18 protein-coding genes and 1 pseudogene are annotated in these 15,723 nt (G+C 59.7%); 6 read left to right on the forward strand and 13 right to left on the reverse strand.

Features of this window, described 5'->3' with window-relative positions; translation table 11 throughout:
- Both U0988_RS09735 and U0988_RS09740 read left to right on the forward strand, forming a co-directional pair.
- Positions 1-414: lipid II flippase family protein (locus tag U0988_RS09735; protein ID WP_322292429.1), on the forward strand; the 414-nt coding region annotated here is incomplete at its 5' end.
- A 96-nt stretch (positions 415-510) separates the two neighbouring features.
- Positions 511-1,149 (forward strand): alpha/beta hydrolase, encoded by a 639-nt coding sequence (locus tag U0988_RS09740; RefSeq protein ID WP_322292430.1) that lies wholly within the window; start codon positions 511-513, stop codon positions 1,147-1,149.
- 15 nt (positions 1,150-1,164) lie between these two features.
- Here U0988_RS09740 and U0988_RS09745 read toward each other — a convergent pair whose 3' ends face one another.
- The 5 genes from U0988_RS09745 to U0988_RS09765 form a co-directional block, all read right to left on the reverse strand.
- Entirely contained in the window at positions 1,165-2,976 is a 1,812-nt protein-coding gene (locus U0988_RS09745; RefSeq protein WP_322292431.1) for an SLC13 family permease, read from the reverse strand.
- A gap of 133 nt (positions 2,977-3,109) precedes the next feature.
- Positions 3,110-3,541: a universal stress protein gene (locus U0988_RS09750; protein ID WP_322292432.1), complete on the reverse strand. Its 432-nt coding sequence runs from the start codon at positions 3,539-3,541 to the stop codon at positions 3,110-3,112.
- Positions 3,542-3,688: 147 nt separating this feature from the next.
- Entirely contained in the window at positions 3,689-5,056 is a 1,368-nt protein-coding gene (gene chrA, locus U0988_RS09755; RefSeq protein WP_322292433.1) for a chromate efflux transporter, read from the reverse strand.
- A gap of 218 nt (positions 5,057-5,274) precedes the next feature.
- Positions 5,275-5,616, reverse strand: coding sequence for an antibiotic biosynthesis monooxygenase family protein (locus U0988_RS09760; RefSeq protein WP_322292434.1), 342 nt, complete (start codon positions 5,614-5,616; stop codon positions 5,275-5,277).
- The gene (locus tag U0988_RS09765) at positions 5,613-5,936 is read right to left on the reverse strand and encodes an NIPSNAP family protein (protein WP_322292435.1); all 324 of its coding nucleotides are present in this window, start codon (positions 5,934-5,936) and stop codon (positions 5,613-5,615) included. The genes U0988_RS09760 and U0988_RS09765 overlap by 4 nt, the downstream gene beginning before the upstream one ends.
- Positions 5,937-6,007: 71 nt before the next feature.
- On the opposite strand from U0988_RS09765, the gene U0988_RS09770 reads away from it, so the two are divergent.
- Positions 6,008-6,688, forward strand: a complete 681-nt coding sequence (locus U0988_RS09770) for a winged helix-turn-helix domain-containing protein (RefSeq protein WP_322292436.1) — start codon at positions 6,008-6,010, stop codon at positions 6,686-6,688.
- A 389-nt stretch (positions 6,689-7,077) separates the two neighbouring features.
- On the opposite strand, the gene U0988_RS09775 is transcribed toward U0988_RS09770, so the two are convergent.
- The 5 genes from U0988_RS09775 to U0988_RS09795 form a co-directional block, all read right to left on the reverse strand.
- Positions 7,078-7,443 carry a hypothetical protein gene (locus tag U0988_RS09775; RefSeq protein ID WP_322292437.1) on the reverse strand — a complete coding sequence of 122 codons (366 nt, stop codon included), beginning with the start codon at positions 7,441-7,443 and terminating at the stop codon, positions 7,078-7,080.
- Between the two features lie 353 nt (positions 7,444-7,796).
- Complete coding sequence (locus U0988_RS09780; protein WP_322292438.1) at positions 7,797-8,054, reverse strand: HAD family hydrolase; 258 nt, start codon at positions 8,052-8,054, stop codon at positions 7,797-7,799.
- A 12-nt stretch (positions 8,055-8,066) separates the two neighbouring features.
- Entirely contained in the window at positions 8,067-8,996 is a 930-nt protein-coding gene (locus U0988_RS09785) for a ribose-phosphate diphosphokinase (protein ID WP_322292439.1), read from the reverse strand.
- The gene (locus U0988_RS09790; protein ID WP_322292440.1) at positions 8,993-10,504 is read right to left on the reverse strand and encodes a thymidine phosphorylase family protein; all 1,512 of its coding nucleotides are present in this window, start codon (positions 10,502-10,504) and stop codon (positions 8,993-8,995) included. Before U0988_RS09790 ends, U0988_RS09785 begins: the two co-directional genes overlap by 4 nt.
- The gene (locus tag U0988_RS09795; RefSeq protein WP_322292441.1) at positions 10,501-11,871 is read right to left on the reverse strand and encodes an MBL fold metallo-hydrolase; all 1,371 of its coding nucleotides are present in this window, start codon (positions 11,869-11,871) and stop codon (positions 10,501-10,503) included. The genes U0988_RS09790 and U0988_RS09795 overlap by 4 nt, the downstream gene beginning before the upstream one ends.
- A gap of 797 nt (positions 11,872-12,668) precedes the next feature.
- Here U0988_RS09795 and U0988_RS09800 point away from each other — a divergent pair.
- Together U0988_RS09800 and U0988_RS09805 are read left to right on the forward strand one after the other, a co-directional pair.
- Positions 12,669-13,052 carry a hypothetical protein gene (locus U0988_RS09800; protein WP_322292442.1) on the forward strand — a complete coding sequence of 128 codons (384 nt, stop codon included), beginning with the start codon at positions 12,669-12,671 and terminating at the stop codon, positions 13,050-13,052.
- 13 nt (positions 13,053-13,065) lie between these two features.
- A complete protein-coding gene (locus tag U0988_RS09805; RefSeq protein ID WP_322292443.1) occupies positions 13,066-13,206 on the forward strand; it encodes a hypothetical protein in 141 nt (46 codons plus the stop codon).
- Between the two features lie 80 nt (positions 13,207-13,286).
- On the opposite strand, the gene U0988_RS09810 is transcribed toward U0988_RS09805, so the two are convergent.
- The 3 genes and pseudogenes from U0988_RS09810 to U0988_RS09820 all read right to left on the reverse strand — a co-directional run.
- Entirely contained in the window at positions 13,287-13,820 is a 534-nt protein-coding gene (locus U0988_RS09810; RefSeq protein WP_322292444.1) for a hypothetical protein, read from the reverse strand.
- Positions 13,820-14,206, reverse strand: a complete 387-nt coding sequence (locus tag U0988_RS09815; protein ID WP_322292445.1) for a DUF302 domain-containing protein — start codon at positions 14,204-14,206, stop codon at positions 13,820-13,822. The genes U0988_RS09810 and U0988_RS09815 overlap by 1 nt, the downstream gene beginning before the upstream one ends.
- Positions 14,207-14,358: 152 nt before the next feature.
- Positions 14,359-14,454 (reverse strand): annotated as a pseudogene (locus tag U0988_RS09820) (pyruvate, phosphate dikinase); the annotation flags it as partial.
- 91 nt (positions 14,455-14,545) lie between these two features.
- Between U0988_RS09820 and U0988_RS09825 the strand changes: the two are divergent.
- Positions 14,546-15,715 (forward strand): NnrS family protein, encoded by a 1,170-nt coding sequence (locus U0988_RS09825; RefSeq protein ID WP_322292446.1) that lies wholly within the window; start codon positions 14,546-14,548, stop codon positions 15,713-15,715.
- Positions 15,716-15,723 lie beyond the last annotated feature (8 nt).

Below are 15,723 nucleotides of genomic sequence, written 5' to 3' on the forward strand. Positions count from 1 at the left end.
CTGGGTTATATCCGGCGAACAAGTACGATACCGAGGCTGGCCAATGTTTCCGGTTTGTCTAAGCCGAAAGGTCTGCCTACGCGGATTATCGTCCTGAATGTGTTGGCGCAGGCATTACTGACCGTCGGGGTCGTGGCATCCCTCTATGCGGGATATCTTTTCCCCGAGTACCGGGTCACAGCAGCCCAGCTGTCTGCAGTCGTAAACGGCGTGGCGACCTTGTTGCTGTTCGTGCTCATCGATCCCCAGCTCTCCGTAATGACCGACGATGTCGTTGCCGGCACGGTGGGAGAAGCAGAGTTCCGCCGGACGATTGTCTGGCTTTCCGCTAGCCGGATATTCGGTACATTGCTTGCGCAGGCGCTGTTCCTGCCCGCCGCGTGGATCGTGGTGCGGATAGCAGGGGTCATCTGATCCCCTCAACCCACTTCGTGAACCTGCCAAGACGATTCGACCTTGCATGGCTAATTACCTACTATATTAGTAGGGATTATGCGATGTGGAGATTTCATGCGGCAAACGCCAACCAAGACAGATCCCGGCCCCCTGCTGTTGACGGTGCCAGGAATCGACAACAGCGGACCGGAACACTGGCAGACGCTTTGGGAGCATGATCTGGAAAGCTGCCACAGGGCCGAACTGGGCATGTGGCACCGTCCCCATCGCAACAGCTGGGTAACGAAACTGAATGCCGCAATTGTCGCGGCGCGACGGCCGGTAGTTCTTATCGCCCACAGTCTCGGCTGCCACGCTGTCGCCTGGTGGAACACGCTCGAGAAGAAACCAACCGGCCGGGTCATTGGCGCGCTGCTGGTGGCCCCGCCCAACCTGGAAGGAACGCCGTTCGACAGCCGTCTTTGCGCATTCGCGCCCTTGGTGCGTGACCGCCTGCGATTCCCATCTGTCCTCGTGGCAAGCGAGGACGATCCCTATGCCTCGTTCGGCCACTCGCGAAAAATGGCAAGGCTGTGGGGTAGCCGCTTCGTCAACGCAGGCTGGCTGGGCCATATCAACGCCGATTCCCGTATCGGTGATTGGCCGTTCGGACGTTTCCTGCTCCAGCAATTCCTGCTTGATCTGGAGGAACCGCGGATGCGTCCACTACGTTCTATGCGCCCAAAGCCCGAAAACGAACTGAGAGCCAACTAATCGGCCTGTGGGCGCTTACATCAAGACGCTGATCGCGATGCAGCTTGCGATGCCCACCGCAATGTTCATGGGAACACCGATCTTCGCGAAGTCCATGAAGCGGTAATTGGCCGCGCCGTAAACAAGCGTGTTCGTCTGGTACCCGATCGGCGTGGCGAAGCTCGCACTGGCGGCAAACATCACGGCTAGGACCAACTGGCGAGGATCAATCCCAAGCGCGTTCGCCAGGCCGATGGCGATAGGCGTCATGATCACGGCAACGGCGTTATTTGTCACCGTCTCGGTGAGGAGGCTCGTCACTGCGTAAATGGCAATCAGCAGCATGAGCGGCGACGCCGCGGCGAAGGCCGGCTGAAGCGCGTCAACGATCAACTGCACCGTGCCTGCATTCTCCAGCCCCTTGCCGAAGGCAAGCATCCCGAAGATCAGCACCAGTGTGCTTCCGTCCAGCGAGCCCCAGGCTTCTTCCGGCTCGATGCACCGGGTCAGCAGGACCACTCCCACGCCCGCAAGCGCCAACCCTTCGATCGGGAAGCCAAACAGCGCCGCGAGAATTACGACGCCTGCAAGCGTTGCAAGGGCGATGGGCGCGCGAATCCGGCGGAACGCCCGGACCGGTGCTTCGCTCACATCCGCGAGACCGACATTGGCCTGCAGCGCTTGCGCGCCATCATTGCCTGCTGCGATCAACAGGCGGTCGCCCGCGCGAACCCGGACATTGGCGAGATCGGGACCAGCGAGGTGCCGGGGCCGGGAAAGCCCGAGGACCCTGCAGGTCAATCGGGACAGAAGGGGTATCTCCGCCAGTCTACGGCCAATTACCGGGTGCGAGGGCCCGATCACCGCTTCGATCAGCTTCAGATCGTCTGGCCGATCGGGTCCGGCTGTCGCGATCCCGCCGCCCACCCCGGTCAGGCCAGTTCGAAAATCATAGGCCTCGGCAAGAGAAGCCAGTTCGGCGGGACTTGCCGCTACGATGAGCTGATCGCCTGGCTTCATCACCCGGTTTTCGAACCCGCGGCGTTCGATCGTCCGCCCATTCTGGAAGCCAACCACCCGCAGACCCGGCCTTCTGAATATTCCGATCTCTGAAAATTTCTTGCCGGCAAGAACGCTCGTCCCCTCCAGCGTCAGGTGCGAAAGGTAAGTATCACTTTCGCCTTGTTCATCCAGCGCATGGGCCGGCCGGTCGGGGAGCAGGAACCGGCCAAGGACAGCCAGCAGGGCAACGCCAGCTGTTGCCGTCACGAGACCGACAGCGGTCATTTCGAAAATCCCAAACGCCTCGAGCCCCTGATCCTGCGCCACCCCGTCCACCAGGAGATTGGTGGACGTGCCGATCAAAGTCAGGGTGCCGCCGAGGATCGAGATGTAGGACAACGGTATTAGGAGCCGCGTTGCAGCCACGCCCAGAACCCGCGCCAGCCGCTGGACGATCGGGATCATGACGATAACAACGGGCGTGTTATTCATGAAAGCAGACGCCAGCATCGTGCCACCGCCAATTTCGGCGACAGCCAGTCGGGGTTTGCGAAGCGTCCGGCGGATAATCCAGCCGGATATTTCTTCGAGAGCGCCGGTCCTTAGCAACGCGCCCGAGAGTATGAACATGGCGGCAATCGTGATCGGTGCGGGATTTGCGAATACGCCCAGGGCTTCGTCCACAGGCAGGAACCCGAGCAGCATCATGGTTAGGCCGCCAAGAACCGCGATCACCACCGGCGGGCGCCTTTCGGTCGCAAAAGCAACAAACACCGCGACCAGCACTCCAAGCCCGATCAGGGCGGAGTAATCGGTGAGGAAATCTTTCAGGAGAATGGGCACCACCGGATGTCTATGGCGTGTCTTTCACAAGGACTCCAGCGCCGTTCACAAGGATCCAATCCGCAAGCTGATCGTATGAGCCAATCCTTGGCCGAAAAACGGTTACTCTTGCTACGCCAAAGTGCCAGTCTGGCGCTTACCTTTCTGTGGCAATAAGTAGGCTGCATGGCAGATCACGGATTAATTTGGCTCCCGTCGAGCCTTCAAGCCAGCGAACTAGGAAACCCTTGTATGCATAGCCGATCACCACAACGTCGGCATCAATTCGCTTCGCATAAGTGGCGATTTCGTTGGCCGGATCACCTTCCAGAATTTCGGTGACCACCTTCAGACCTCGATCTCCAAGTCTCTCTGCTTCAGTGAGTAGCATCTGTGCCATGCTGCTGCGCTTCGCGGTCAAGAAGGCGTGTTGTGGGTATGGCTCAGTAAGCGCAGCACTCGGAATGCTTTCAACAACGCCGATCAGGATGAGTTCTGCGTCACAGAGACGCGCAAGGTCCGTAGCTTGATGCAGCGCTGCTACCGATTCTTCACCGCCATCGAAGGCCAGTACAATTTTCTGGAACATGGTCTTGTCCTTTTGCTGAGACTCCAGCAGGCGTCCGTCACCGAAAACTTAAATTTTAATAGCAGATCGTGTGCGGGGATGTCTTGGATCCGACCTGAGGCGGTCAACGTCGACTATGGCAGCGGAAGTGCTCAATCAGTACAGCGTTCAGAGCGGCGCGACACCGAGGACAAGGCCGGCAACTCCACATGCCGCGATCACCGTCAGGGCACCAGCCTTGAAACGGAACATTGCTACCATTGCTGCCACTGTCAGCAAGAGCGCTGGCAAGCTGAGGCTGCTCAGGACTGGCAAATCGAAACGGAGAGGTGCAGCGCGGAACTCGAAGACCTCCTCGAAGATCGTGTGCAGCGCAAACCAGACCGCCAGGTTCAGAACCACGCCGACAACGGCAGCCGTTATCGCCGTCATCGCCGACGAGAGCGCCACATTTCCTCGCATCCGCTCAGCAAACGGAGCGCCAAGGAAGATCCAGAGGAAACAGGGCACGAAGGTGACCCAGGTGGTCAGCACGGCTGCCAGTGTGCCGGCAACGAGTGGGTCCAGCCCCCCAGCGTTACGTGCAGCGCCCATGAAGCCCACGAACTGCGTCACCATGATCAGCGGCCCCGGAGTGGTTTCTGCCATCCCGAGTCCGTCGAGCATCTCTCCAGGCTGAAGCCAGCCGTAGTTCTCCACCGCCTCCTGAGCGACATAGGCCAGCACCGCGTAAGCACCGCCGAAGGTTACCACCGCCATCTTTGAAAAGAACGTCGCGATTTCGGTGAAAACACTGTCCGGCACAATCATCAGCAATGCGGCGACAGGTGCGAGCCACAGAACGAGAAACACGGCCGAAATGCGAAGGCTCCACCCCAGGCTGGGACGAGCGTGATCGGGAATATGGTCCCCGAGTGCTGTGTCCCGGTCTGCTACCGCCGTGCCGCCCAAGCTGCCATGTCCGCCACTTGCCTCGAATGCCTTGAGGCCGCTTTTGCCACCAAGGTAGCCAACCAAGGCGGCGACCACGATGATGATCGGAAACGGCACCGACAAGAAGAAGATTGCAATGAAAGCACTAGCAGCAACCACCCACATTGCCGGGTTCCTGAGCGCCTTGCTGCCGATCCGGCGAACGGCCGAAAACACAATTGCAAGCACGGCGGCCTTCAAGCCAACAAAGAGCGCCTCGATTGCTCCAAGGTTGCCATAGAGGGCATAAAGCCACGACAGCACCATGATAGCCAGGAAGCCGGGAAGAACGAACAGGGTGCCTGCCAAGATGCCGCCCTTGGTCTTGTGAAGGAGCCATCCGATGTAGGTCGCGAGTTGCTGGGCTTCGGGACCGGGCAAGAGCATGCAATAGTTGAGGGCGTGAAGGAAGCGCTCCTCCCCGATCCATTTCTTCTCCTCGACTAAGATCCGGTGCATCACCGCAATCTGACCGGCGGGGCCTCCAAACGATAAAGCCGCGATGCGCGCCCAGACCTTTACGGCTTCTCCAAAGGGGATGTTGTGGTGTTCTGGATGCGCCATCTGCCACTTGTCTACCGAATCGCAAAAATCAGCAATGACGTTGATAAAGGAATGGCTGTTTTCGTGAGGTTTTCCCGAGCTTGCCAGTCCGCTCCCGCCCCGAAGACGCCTTAACTTATCGCATTAATGAACGGCCGGTTTCGACGGCCCAGCCACGCGATGCCAACGTCCGCTTTGTCGGGGGGAGCTGACACACTGCTGTCGGTTAAGCCGATCGGCTAGTCATCCTGAGAACGGGCATTCCGGAGCCTGCCTTCGATCGCGGAGTGAGTAATCTCGGAGCACGTGCGCAACACGCAAGCGATAGTGCGCGAAAACGCCAGTTTTTCCGGCAGACTGGGCTGACCGATGCTCCTCCGTTTCGCGCCAGCGCTGCACTGCGCTCTCATCGGCAAAAAGGAAAGCGATACGAGCTTACCCGGATTGCTCAGGCTCTGGAACCGCTCGACAGATATGAAGCCCTCGATCTTCTCCAAAAGCGGCCGGAGATCTGCTGCAATATCGAGATAAACGTCATACAGACCCGCCGCTGGCTCCACCTCGAAGATGACCGCGATCATGCCATCACCACATGTGGTGAAGAGACCAGCTTGAGGAAAGTGCGGTCTTCGCGAAGAAGAAACTTCTCGCGCTGGGCAAACTCGTAGTTCTCCCGTCCGAGCGGATCGGCAGCTAAGCGCCCCCGGTAGGCCTCGTAGGCTGCAAGACTTTCAATGTTGTAGATACCATAAGCCAGTGTGCTCGAGCCTTCTTGAGGCGCGAAGTAGCCGATCAAGTCTGCCCCGCAGCGCGGGATCGCTTGACCCCAGTTCTTCGCATAGTCGCAGAACAGGTCTCGCTTGGTTGGAACGATATGGTAACGGATAACACAGGTCAGCATGGGAAACTCCTCTTCGGGGGGTCACTTCATATCGCTTGGCCAAACCGCAATGCTTCGGTATTGATCGAAGTATGAAAGAAGGCCCCGACATCTCCCGCCTTGCGACGCTGATCGCTGATCCCAGCAGGGCGAACATGTTAACTGCGCTCATGTCTGGTAAGGCCCTGACGGCTACCGAGCTAGCAAACGAAGCCGGGGTCACGCCACAGACGGCGAGTTCACACTTGCGCAAGCTCGAAGATGGGCGACTTATTCGGATTCGTCGACAAGGGCGGCATCGCTACTTCGCGCTCGCCGATGAGGGTGTTGCCCGGTCGCTCGAAGTTCTAATGGAACTTGCGGAAACTACGGGCCATACCCGCACGCGGACAGGCCCTAAGGACACGCTGCTGCGCGAGGCGCGCGTCTGCTACAACCATCTAGCGGGACATCTGGCAACCCGCCTGTTCGACCAACTGATCCGGCGCGGCTGTATCGAATTGCAGACAGACGGCCTCACGCTGACCGAGAGCGGCCTGTTTTTCGCCGAGTCCTTTGGAATAGACGTCGCCGGTCTCTCCGCGAAGCGCAGCCCCATGTGCCGTGAATGTCTGGACTGGAGTGAGCGAAGGTCGCACCTTTCGGGCAGTTTGGGGAGGGCGATATTTGACCAGATTTTACACCGGAATTGGGCAAGGCGAGCCGTCGACTCCCGCGCGGTCATCTTCTCGGCAACAGGGCGAAAGCAGTTCGAACAGTTGATCGCGGGATAGTCGCTCCCTGATTCCAGCTGTTCAAGGTTACGCCCAAGATAGCGGAATGTCGGTTTTCCATGACCTTTGTGCCGCTGAACGCCCCGGACACCCCCTAATAGTTGCCATTTGTAGCCCAATGTTCCTGCATGGAGGTACGGCCGGTTTTGGGTGAGCGATGTTGGCTGTTAGACGGCCGCTTTGTCGGCGGTTGCCGCCACGCTGCCCTCGGTCGTGCCGAAAGGCAGCTAATCGCCACAGGCGCAAAAAACTTGCCGTTCCGGACACGACAACGTTGCCGCCACTTCTTGTCGTGGGCAATGCGCCCTCCTTTCGGCCATCGGAAACCGATTTTGAAACTCGCGAAAGCGGACGTCAGTTGGATGCCGCCAAGCGGCTGCGATTGGTGATTAAGCGGCACACTCCCATTGCGGACACTGGGAGTTGCCGACACTCAGCGTTGATCGAGCGTTCACGACTCGCCGCGCCTCCACGGGCCCGCGCCCGCTGATCCGGCCATAGGTGATTGTCTCGGCTGGTCCGACCCCCGGCGCCACGGCGCGAATAAGGACGCCGCTGTCCGGCGCGAACAGGCCGTCCGGCGAGGCGAGGAGCGGTTCGGCATGGCCGTCGCCGCGAACGAAGGTCAGGCCGCTGGCACCGTCTTGCACGATCCGGAAAGGCGGCACATTAATTTCAGTAAGTTGGTAGGTGCCGACGAAGCGCTCGAGGATTGCGCGCGTGAACGCAGTGCTGGGCTGCGTCGCGGACGCCATCGGGTCCGGCGTCAGCGATGGCGCGTTGGACCTCGTACATCAGCGGCTTAGCATTGTCGGAATTCGCCATCAGGGCGGCGCCCTGGCAGGTTTTGGGGAATGCGAGCAATATCGCATTCTAGCCCTCATTGGCGCCCCGTCTACGCGCTCCGATTGTCGTAATTGCCGATCTGGGGGTGCCCGGATATTTGTCAGCAGAATTAGTCAGCAAGCGTTAGCCCGCGCAGCAAGACAGCTTCGACAAGTCCTTGTCGAACGTCTCCGCCGCGAGCTTTCCCAACGTGGGCCTGTGCGAGGGGGCCGGTGCATCGTTGACGCCGTCCCCCCCCCATCGCGACCTTGTGACCCTGCTCCTATAGCTCCGCGATTACCCGCACCTTGTCTTGCGGAAGGACGTCTGCACGGATGTCGTCGATTCCGAGCCGACCGGCGACAGCGCGGGCGGTCCGTTCAGTGTCGCCTGTCGCCATAATGATCCGGATGCCGAGCCGGTGCAGTGCTTTGATAGCTCCTGGGGTGGTCTGTTTCACCATGTCGGCAAGATGCGTCGGGCAGGTATGGGGCACTTGATCAAGGCCGTTTTCCGCTGTGTGCCCCAATTGATCGTTCATGACATGTACGTTTTAAGTTCCTGCTCGCGGCCGGTCATCCGGGCGCTCGGCCGGATGCAGCAGCGAAGTGATTGCATCGGCCAGTGGAACAGCCAGTTCGACATCGTTCGAAGCATGCGGAATGCTGTCCGTCGTGACGAGGCGCGCGGCTCCCGCGGCGATGATGTCTGCCTCCGCATCGCCAGCGAAGACAGCATGGATGACAACGCACACGGGCGGACGCGATCCAGCTTTCAGCAGACGTGAAACGGCTTGTATCATCGTTCTGCCGGATGAAGCGATGTCGTCGATGATCACCGGGGTTCCGCCGGCAAGTGCCGCACTTTGCGGAATGCTGACCTCGACGTCGCGATCGCCGAACCGATGCTTTGTCAGCACTTCGTACGGACGCCGGGCCAGACCGGCCACCTCCGCAACCCACTGCTCGCTTTCGCTGTCCGGCCCGACAAGCACAGCATCGGGAATGTTGTCCTGAATCCAGCCGGCAATGACCGGTGCTGTAACCACCCGCCTGCACGGTATTGCAAAGAGATCGTCTAGTTTGGCGATCCGGTGCAAGTGGGGATCTACGGTGACCAGCCAGTCGAAGCTTTCCTCAAGGTACCGAGCAAAAACTGGCGCACTGATGGCTTGCCCGGGGGCGAAGCGTCTATCCTGTCGCATGTAGGCGAGGTAAGGGGCGGCAAGCCCCACACTGCGGGCCCCGAATTCGCGCGCCGTTTCAGCAGCGAAGCGCAGGGCAAGGGCAAGCGCATCTGGATTGCGCAAGGTCGCCAGGATTGCCACGTCACGATCTGATAGCTGCGTCTCGGGCAAGGTGACCAGACATTCGCCGTCGGGAAAGCGATGCAGCTCTATCGGAGCAAGGTCGAGGCCGGCAACTTCTGCGATTTTCCGCCCCAAGGCGGTCATTTCCGGAAACACGGCGAGGACGCCGTTCATGACCCCCCCTCGATTGCGACAGGTTCGGGGCCAGCCAGCGCGAAATCTCTCGCCCACGCGAGCTCGCCCCGGCTTTCGGCGTGGATTTCGTACAAGGGATCGCCGCGTTCCACCCACTCTCCTGGCCTCGTACGGAGCAGCACGCCTGCGGTTCTGCGGTTCGGCGCGCCGGCTAGTTTGGCAATCTTGCTGATGCGGCGGTTATCCCAGGCTCCGACGCGGCCAGCGGTGGTCGCGATCATCGGCAGGCGATGTGGCGCACAACCGGGCTCCGAAAACCCACCTTGGGCTTCGCAGATGGCAGCGAACTTGCGCTCGGCTGCACCGCTGTCGAGCAGTTCGACCGCCTGAGAGCGGCCACCCCGATGTCCGGAACCGGCAAGGTCCAGCAATGCTCCGGCCAAATCGAGAGCACGCTCACGGAGGTCGAGCGGTGCGTTCCGGTCCCGACGCAGCACCGCGAGCAGATCGCAAGCCTCTAGCGCAGGTCCAATCCCCCTGCCCACCGGTGCAGAACCGTCGCTTTGGTGAACGAAGAGGGCCAGTCCCAAAGCATCGGCTACGGCGCGCAGACGCTCCGAAAGGGCGCGGGCAGCTGCGGATGAGCGGATTTCGGCTGTTGGTCCGACCGGCATGTCAATGAGCACGTGCGACGAACCTGCAGCAGCTTTCTTCGAGAGTACGCTCGCCACGAGCTGACCGTCGCTGTCGAAATCCAGCGGTCGTTCGATCCTGATTAGAAGATCGTCGGCTGGGCTGAGGTCGAGTTTGCCGCCCCAGACGAGACAGCCACCCTCGTGTTCGACGACGCGGCGCATGGCCGCGAGGTCAAGCGCAACAGGTGTCATCACCTCCATCGTGTCGGCCGTGCCGGCTGGCGAGGTGATGGCCCTGCTGGAGGTCTTCGGGACGCGGAAGCCGGCAGCGGCGGCTATGGCCACCACGATCGGCGTGGTGCGATTGCCCGGCAGACCGCCGACGCAATGCTTGTCAAGAACGGGACTGTGACCCCAGTCCAGCGTCTGACCTGCTTCCTTCATCGCCCGGGTGAGGGCGATCGTTTCGTCAAGGTCGAGACGATCTCCGGCGCATGAAGTGATGAAGGCGGCCAAATCGATGTCGGACAGCCGATGGTCGAGTGTGTCGGCCACTATCGTCCGGCATGCTGCATCGTCCAGCCGTTTTCCGTACACTTTCCCGCGGATGACTGCCGCAGCCGCAGGGGGCTCTGGATGAAAGAAGGTGGCAACGTCGCCCTCTTGGGCGTCCAGCGCCTGCCACGCAGCGTCACTCAACCCGGCGGTGTCGGTCGATAGCCAGTCCGCTCGGGTGATCACGTTAAGCGTGGCGACGATGGAACGTTCGCGCAGAGTGACCCCGATTTGTGTCTGAACGGAGAACCCCTCGGCGCGGCACAGATCGCAGTCTTCTCGCATGTAGACGACAGGTTGCTGGTAGGTATCGATGCCGGCTCGCAGCAGTGAAAGGGAATGAACTGTTTCCGTCATTGAGGAGCGTCCAGGCTGACCCGCTCCAAGTGTTCTGGCACCCGCGCAGCCCACCCAAGTTCGTGCTCGATACGAAAGCGTAAGGCGTCTGCACTTTCTGGCTCGCCGTGGGTGACGTAGGTCATCTCGGGGGGCGGGGCGTTACGCATCCAGCCAATCAGTTCGTCGGCGTCGGCGTGGCCCGACAGGCTTCCCAGCTCGACAACTTCGGCCTTGATCTCAACCTCGCGACCGAAAATGCGCAGGTTCCGCTCGCCCCTGACGAGCGCCGCGCCGCGGGTGCCGCCTGCTTGAAAGCCGCTCAGGACGATTGCGTTTTTGGGATCAGGGCCGAAGCTGGCAAGATGATGCAGCACCCGACCGCCAGTCAGCATTCCGCTCGCCGAGACGACGATAAAGGGACCTTGGCGACGGTTCAGATCTTTCGATTCCTCAACGGTTCGAACTCGTTCCGCGACCTCGTTCATCGCCTCACATTCTTCCCGGGAGACGTGGTGCTCGTTGTGGAATCGGTGGTAGATATCGGTTGCGCTGATTCCCATCGGACTGTTGAGAAAGACGGGGATGTAAGGAATGGCCCCGCTTTGGCGCAGCCGTGCGATTTGCAGCATCACTCCCTGGATTCGCCCCACCGCAAAAGCTGGTATGATGATCGCCCCGCCGCGGCGGACGACGCGGTTTATGATGCTTGCAAGTTCCCGCTCGGCGTCGACCGTCTGGTGCTTGCGATTTCCGTAAGTTGATTCACAAACCAGAATGTCGGCGCCTTCGAAGCTTGTCGGTTCTCGCATCAAGGGGTCTGCCTTCCGGCCGAGATCGCCAGTGAAGTGAATGCTTCGAGATCCCACCTGCAAACTAATCTGCGCCGCACCCAGCAGGTGACCTGCGGGCAGGAAGCGTGCCTCCAGGCTCTCACCGATCTCCAGAGCGCGATCGAAGCTGATCACTTCGAGGTGCTGGAGCGCGCGTTTCGCATCGTCTTCGGTGTACAGGGGCAGAGGGTTCTTGTGCTTGGAATAGTGCTTCCGCTGGGCGTAGCGCGCTTCCTCTTCCTGCAAGTGCCCGCTGTCCGGGAGCAAAAGCCCGCAAAGTTCAGCGGTCGCAGCTGTACAATGGACCTTGCCTCTGAACCCATCGCGAACGAGCGCTGGAAGATAGCCAGAGTGATCAAGGTGTGCGTGTGTAAGCAGGACCGCATCGATAGATTGGGGCGGCACCGGAAACGGGCTCCAATTGCGCAGCCGTAGCTGCTTGTATCCCTGAAAAAGCCCGCAATCGACTAGAATCCTTCGGCTGTCCGCTTCGACGAGATACCGTGATCCCGTGACGGTGCCTGTTGCGCCCAAAAAACTCAGCGAAGCACTCATGTCGTGGTCCTCGCGAAAATATGGTCGCTCGGTGCCGGCCGCGTCATTTCGGTCGTCGAGATTGTTTTGTGAAAAAGAACTGAAGCGGGACCAGCAGAACCGCTGCATACCATCCGTAGAGAAAGCTACCGAGCGCTCCAGCTAGAAACCCTCGGATGGTGAGCCATTCAAAACCCGGGAGCAGCGGAGCCCATGCTTCTACCATGTGGAACCGTCGAGGCGCGAGAAGCCCGAATGCGACACATAGCAAATATGTGATCAGCAAGAACGAACTGAATGTCCAACCCCAGGTCCTGATGCTTTGGCCCAATGAAGTCTCTTCCATCGTCTTCTCTCCTCTAACATGAGCCCAACCGTCAATCCTGGTCAGCAGCGGTCAGAGCAGCCCCGATCCGCTGGGAGGCACTCCGCGCATCGGGGCACCCCGAGCGTCTTCCCCTGCCATTCGATTCCTCGCTTGACCGGATAGATTCAGAAGCTCCCGACTCGACCGCTCCTCCTTATTTCGCCGTCCTTTACGTGCGATCCTGAACTTATGGCGGATTTGCTGGCAAGAAGAATTGTTCTAGATCAAAGACGGCCAGATCCACGGCTTTAAACCACAATTGAGTTCTAGGAATTCGAGTTCGTGTTGTGCTCTGCGAACGGCCTCTCGCCCAAGGTGGCCCGCCTGTGCTCCGACACCTGGACCTGGATCGATGATCATAACCATTACCATGGACAAACCCACTGCCGCTCGGTCCAAGATCAGGAACTCGCGAAGGCAGCAGGGGTTCTTTGGGAGAAGGAGATGTATAATGAAAATGCTTGTGGCAGCAGCAGTTGTTGTCGGAACAGCTTTCGGCGTTCCCGTGATCGCGCAGGAAAGACAGCACCAGCATGGGAGCGAAGAGCCCTCCGGCTCGAGTGGCCAAGCGGCCAGTATGGAGCAACATCGTCAGGCCATGCAGGAAATGCACGAGCTTATGGCGCGCGCGAAAACTACGGCTGACCCTGCCGAGCGCCAAAGACTCATGGCGGAGCACCGTGCGAAAATGCACGCGCAAATGGCCCAGATGATGTCCGGAAAAAATGCCGAGATGATGCAACAGCATCATCAGCACATGGCCATGATGCATGAAATGATGGCGCAGATGGCCGCGCACCATGCTGCCAATCAATCGGCTGAGAATAACGACTAGTCTGGACCGGCAGATGAAGAGCCTGCTGAAGTTCGCCTCGGTCCACGCCAACATCCACTACCACTTCAACCTCGCTCGCCGTCTTACCGACAGACAGAGCTACAAGACCGCCCCTTCAGCCGCACTCGCCGAGTGGCAGAACCTCATGGCCTGAGCCCACGCTGGGCAAAGGAGAACTCCGCCATTCGGAGACAAGTTGTGGTTAGACTAACACCGGGTAACTGACAGCACCTGTCATTTGTAAGACCCCTTGGCATCGTGGATGGCCTGCGCGCCGAGGAGATGGCGAGGTGTTAGCCCGATCACGATCGGCGGAATGACGATCCATTGCAGGAGCGGGCTCAGCCCCGTGCCGAAGGGCGGTACAAGCGGCATCAGATCCGAATAGGTCCAGCGCAAGCTGACATTGGTGTAGTAATACTCAAACCCCACGGTCAGGGCGATCCCGACGGCGACAAAGATCGCAGCTGGAAAGCGCGTTGGCCGAAGGATCCAGTCCCGACTTCGTGCGGCCAGAGAGGCGAGCCAAAAAGCTATCAGCGCGAAACCAACATCGCCAAAAGTTGCCGACATGCAAAGCTTGATCGCTTCCCAATGAGGCAACTCGGCCATGCCGGAATAGGTTGGAACCTGGACAAACTCCCAGACGAAATGGAGGACGAATGAGAAGTAGACGACAGGCAGTTCGGGCGTATCCGACCCCCTCACACTGCGCGTGCGGACATCAGAAACGGAGTCGTATGCCTTCTTCTCGCTGGTGCTTCCCATCAGATCGCGTCGATGGCCTGCGCCAGAAGCTCCCGCACTTCACCTGCCACAGCCGTCAATTCGGCGTTCTCGATTGCCTGCATCGACGCCACCGGATCGATGGCGCTGACCTCGATATCGCCCTCGACTTCCCGGAGAATAACGTTGCAGGGCAACATAGCGCCCACCCGCGGCTCGATACCGATCGCCTGATAGGCCATCTTCGGATTGCACGCGCCGAGGATGCGGTAGGCGGGCATCTCGACACCGATCTTCTTTTTCATCGTCGCCTTGACATCGATCTCCGTCAACACGCCGAAGCCATGGTCCGCAAGCGCCTTGCGGGTGCGGGCGTCGATCTCGTCGATTGCTGCATCGGAGATCATTCGATTGATGGTGTAGGCCACGGTGAAGTCCTTTCATCTAGATCCGAAGATTTTCAATCAGGGCGGTTACCGCCAAAACCGCGTGTGCAACTACGAGGATTGTCCCTCATCAGATAATTTGAGCCTGTTGGCAGATTAAAACAGGAGTGTCTGGGATCATCTGTTGGTTGATATTATGCGGCTAGCTTGCGGTGTTGCAAGCGCCGATGTTCGATGGTCTTTTGTTTGGTCCTTTCACGCTGTTTGATGTTGGCTTCTGCCCTGCCGAAGCAGTCGGTCTGCCTTAGGGCCCATCTTTATAAGGAGGGCGGATTGATCTGCATCATTGAATGAAATCTTAGGTAACCTAACGCCATGCCTATGGCCCAACCACCACCCTTTCTCCGCGGTGCGTTCCGCCCTTTCTTCCTGTTCGCCGCGCTGTGGGCAGCGACCGCGATAATCATCTGGGTGGCGGCATATTCCGGCGCGCCGGTCCTCGATGAAGTGGTCGATCCATTGGGTTGGCACCAGCACGAGATGCTGTTCGGCTTCGTTGGAGCCGCTGTCATCGGTTTTCTTCTCACTGCGATAGCGAATTGGACAGGTCGGCCGCTTCTCGGTGGAGCAGCACTAGCGGCACTGGCAGCGCTGTGGGTGGCTGTGCGCGTGACGCTCGCGCTGGGCATAGGCGCTCCCTGGCTTGCTCTGGTGCTTGAACTCCTGCTCTTTCTGGCTGTAGCCGCATTTGCCGCGCGGGAGGTGATTGCATCCGGCAACCGCAACCTGCCCATCGCCATTCTGGTCTCGCTTGTGGGGATATCCGCGGCGATCGATCTTGCGGAGACCGGCGAAATTCTCACTGATCAAGACATCGGACTGAGAAGTGGTATTTCGCTGATCGTGATGCTCATCGGACTTGTAGGTGGGCGGATCATCCCCGCTTTCACGCGGAACTGGTTGACGCGCGAAGGCGCCGCCCCGCCGATGCCAATTATGCCAGGTCCGGGGGATATCCGCGTCCTCGGTTTGACCGCTATCAGCCTGATGGGCTGGCTCATTTGGCCGACTTCCACTGCTGTAGGTGGGTTGCTGCTTGCGGCGGGACTCGCGCACCTGTGGCGGATGTCACGCTGGCAGGGTTGGCGGACGTACAGGGACCCGCTCGTCGTGGTCCTTCATCTCGCCTATCTCTGGATGCCGGTGGGACTAGCATTGTTAGGGCTGCATCTGGCGTTCGATATCGTTTCGCGCTCGGCGGCGATCCACGCTTTGGGCGCAGGCGCGATGGGACTGCTGATTCTTGCGGTAATGAGCCGGGCGAGCCTGGGTCACACGGGCCGAGCTCTTCAAGCTGGTCGCGGATTGACGCTCGCATACGCCCTGGTGTTCATCGGAGCGCTGGTGCGCGTGCTCACCTCGATCGGGCTGCTGGAAGGAATTTGGCCGATACATCTGTCAGCTGCGCTGTGGGCGGGCGGCTTCGCCCTCTTTGCCGCGCTCTACTTTCCCATCCTCACTAGGCCGAGACTTGATGACCCATCGCTCTGACACGAGGA

The organism is Allopontixanthobacter sp., assembly GCF_034376665.1.
Lineage (GTDB): Bacteria > Pseudomonadota > Alphaproteobacteria > Sphingomonadales > Sphingomonadaceae > Allopontixanthobacter.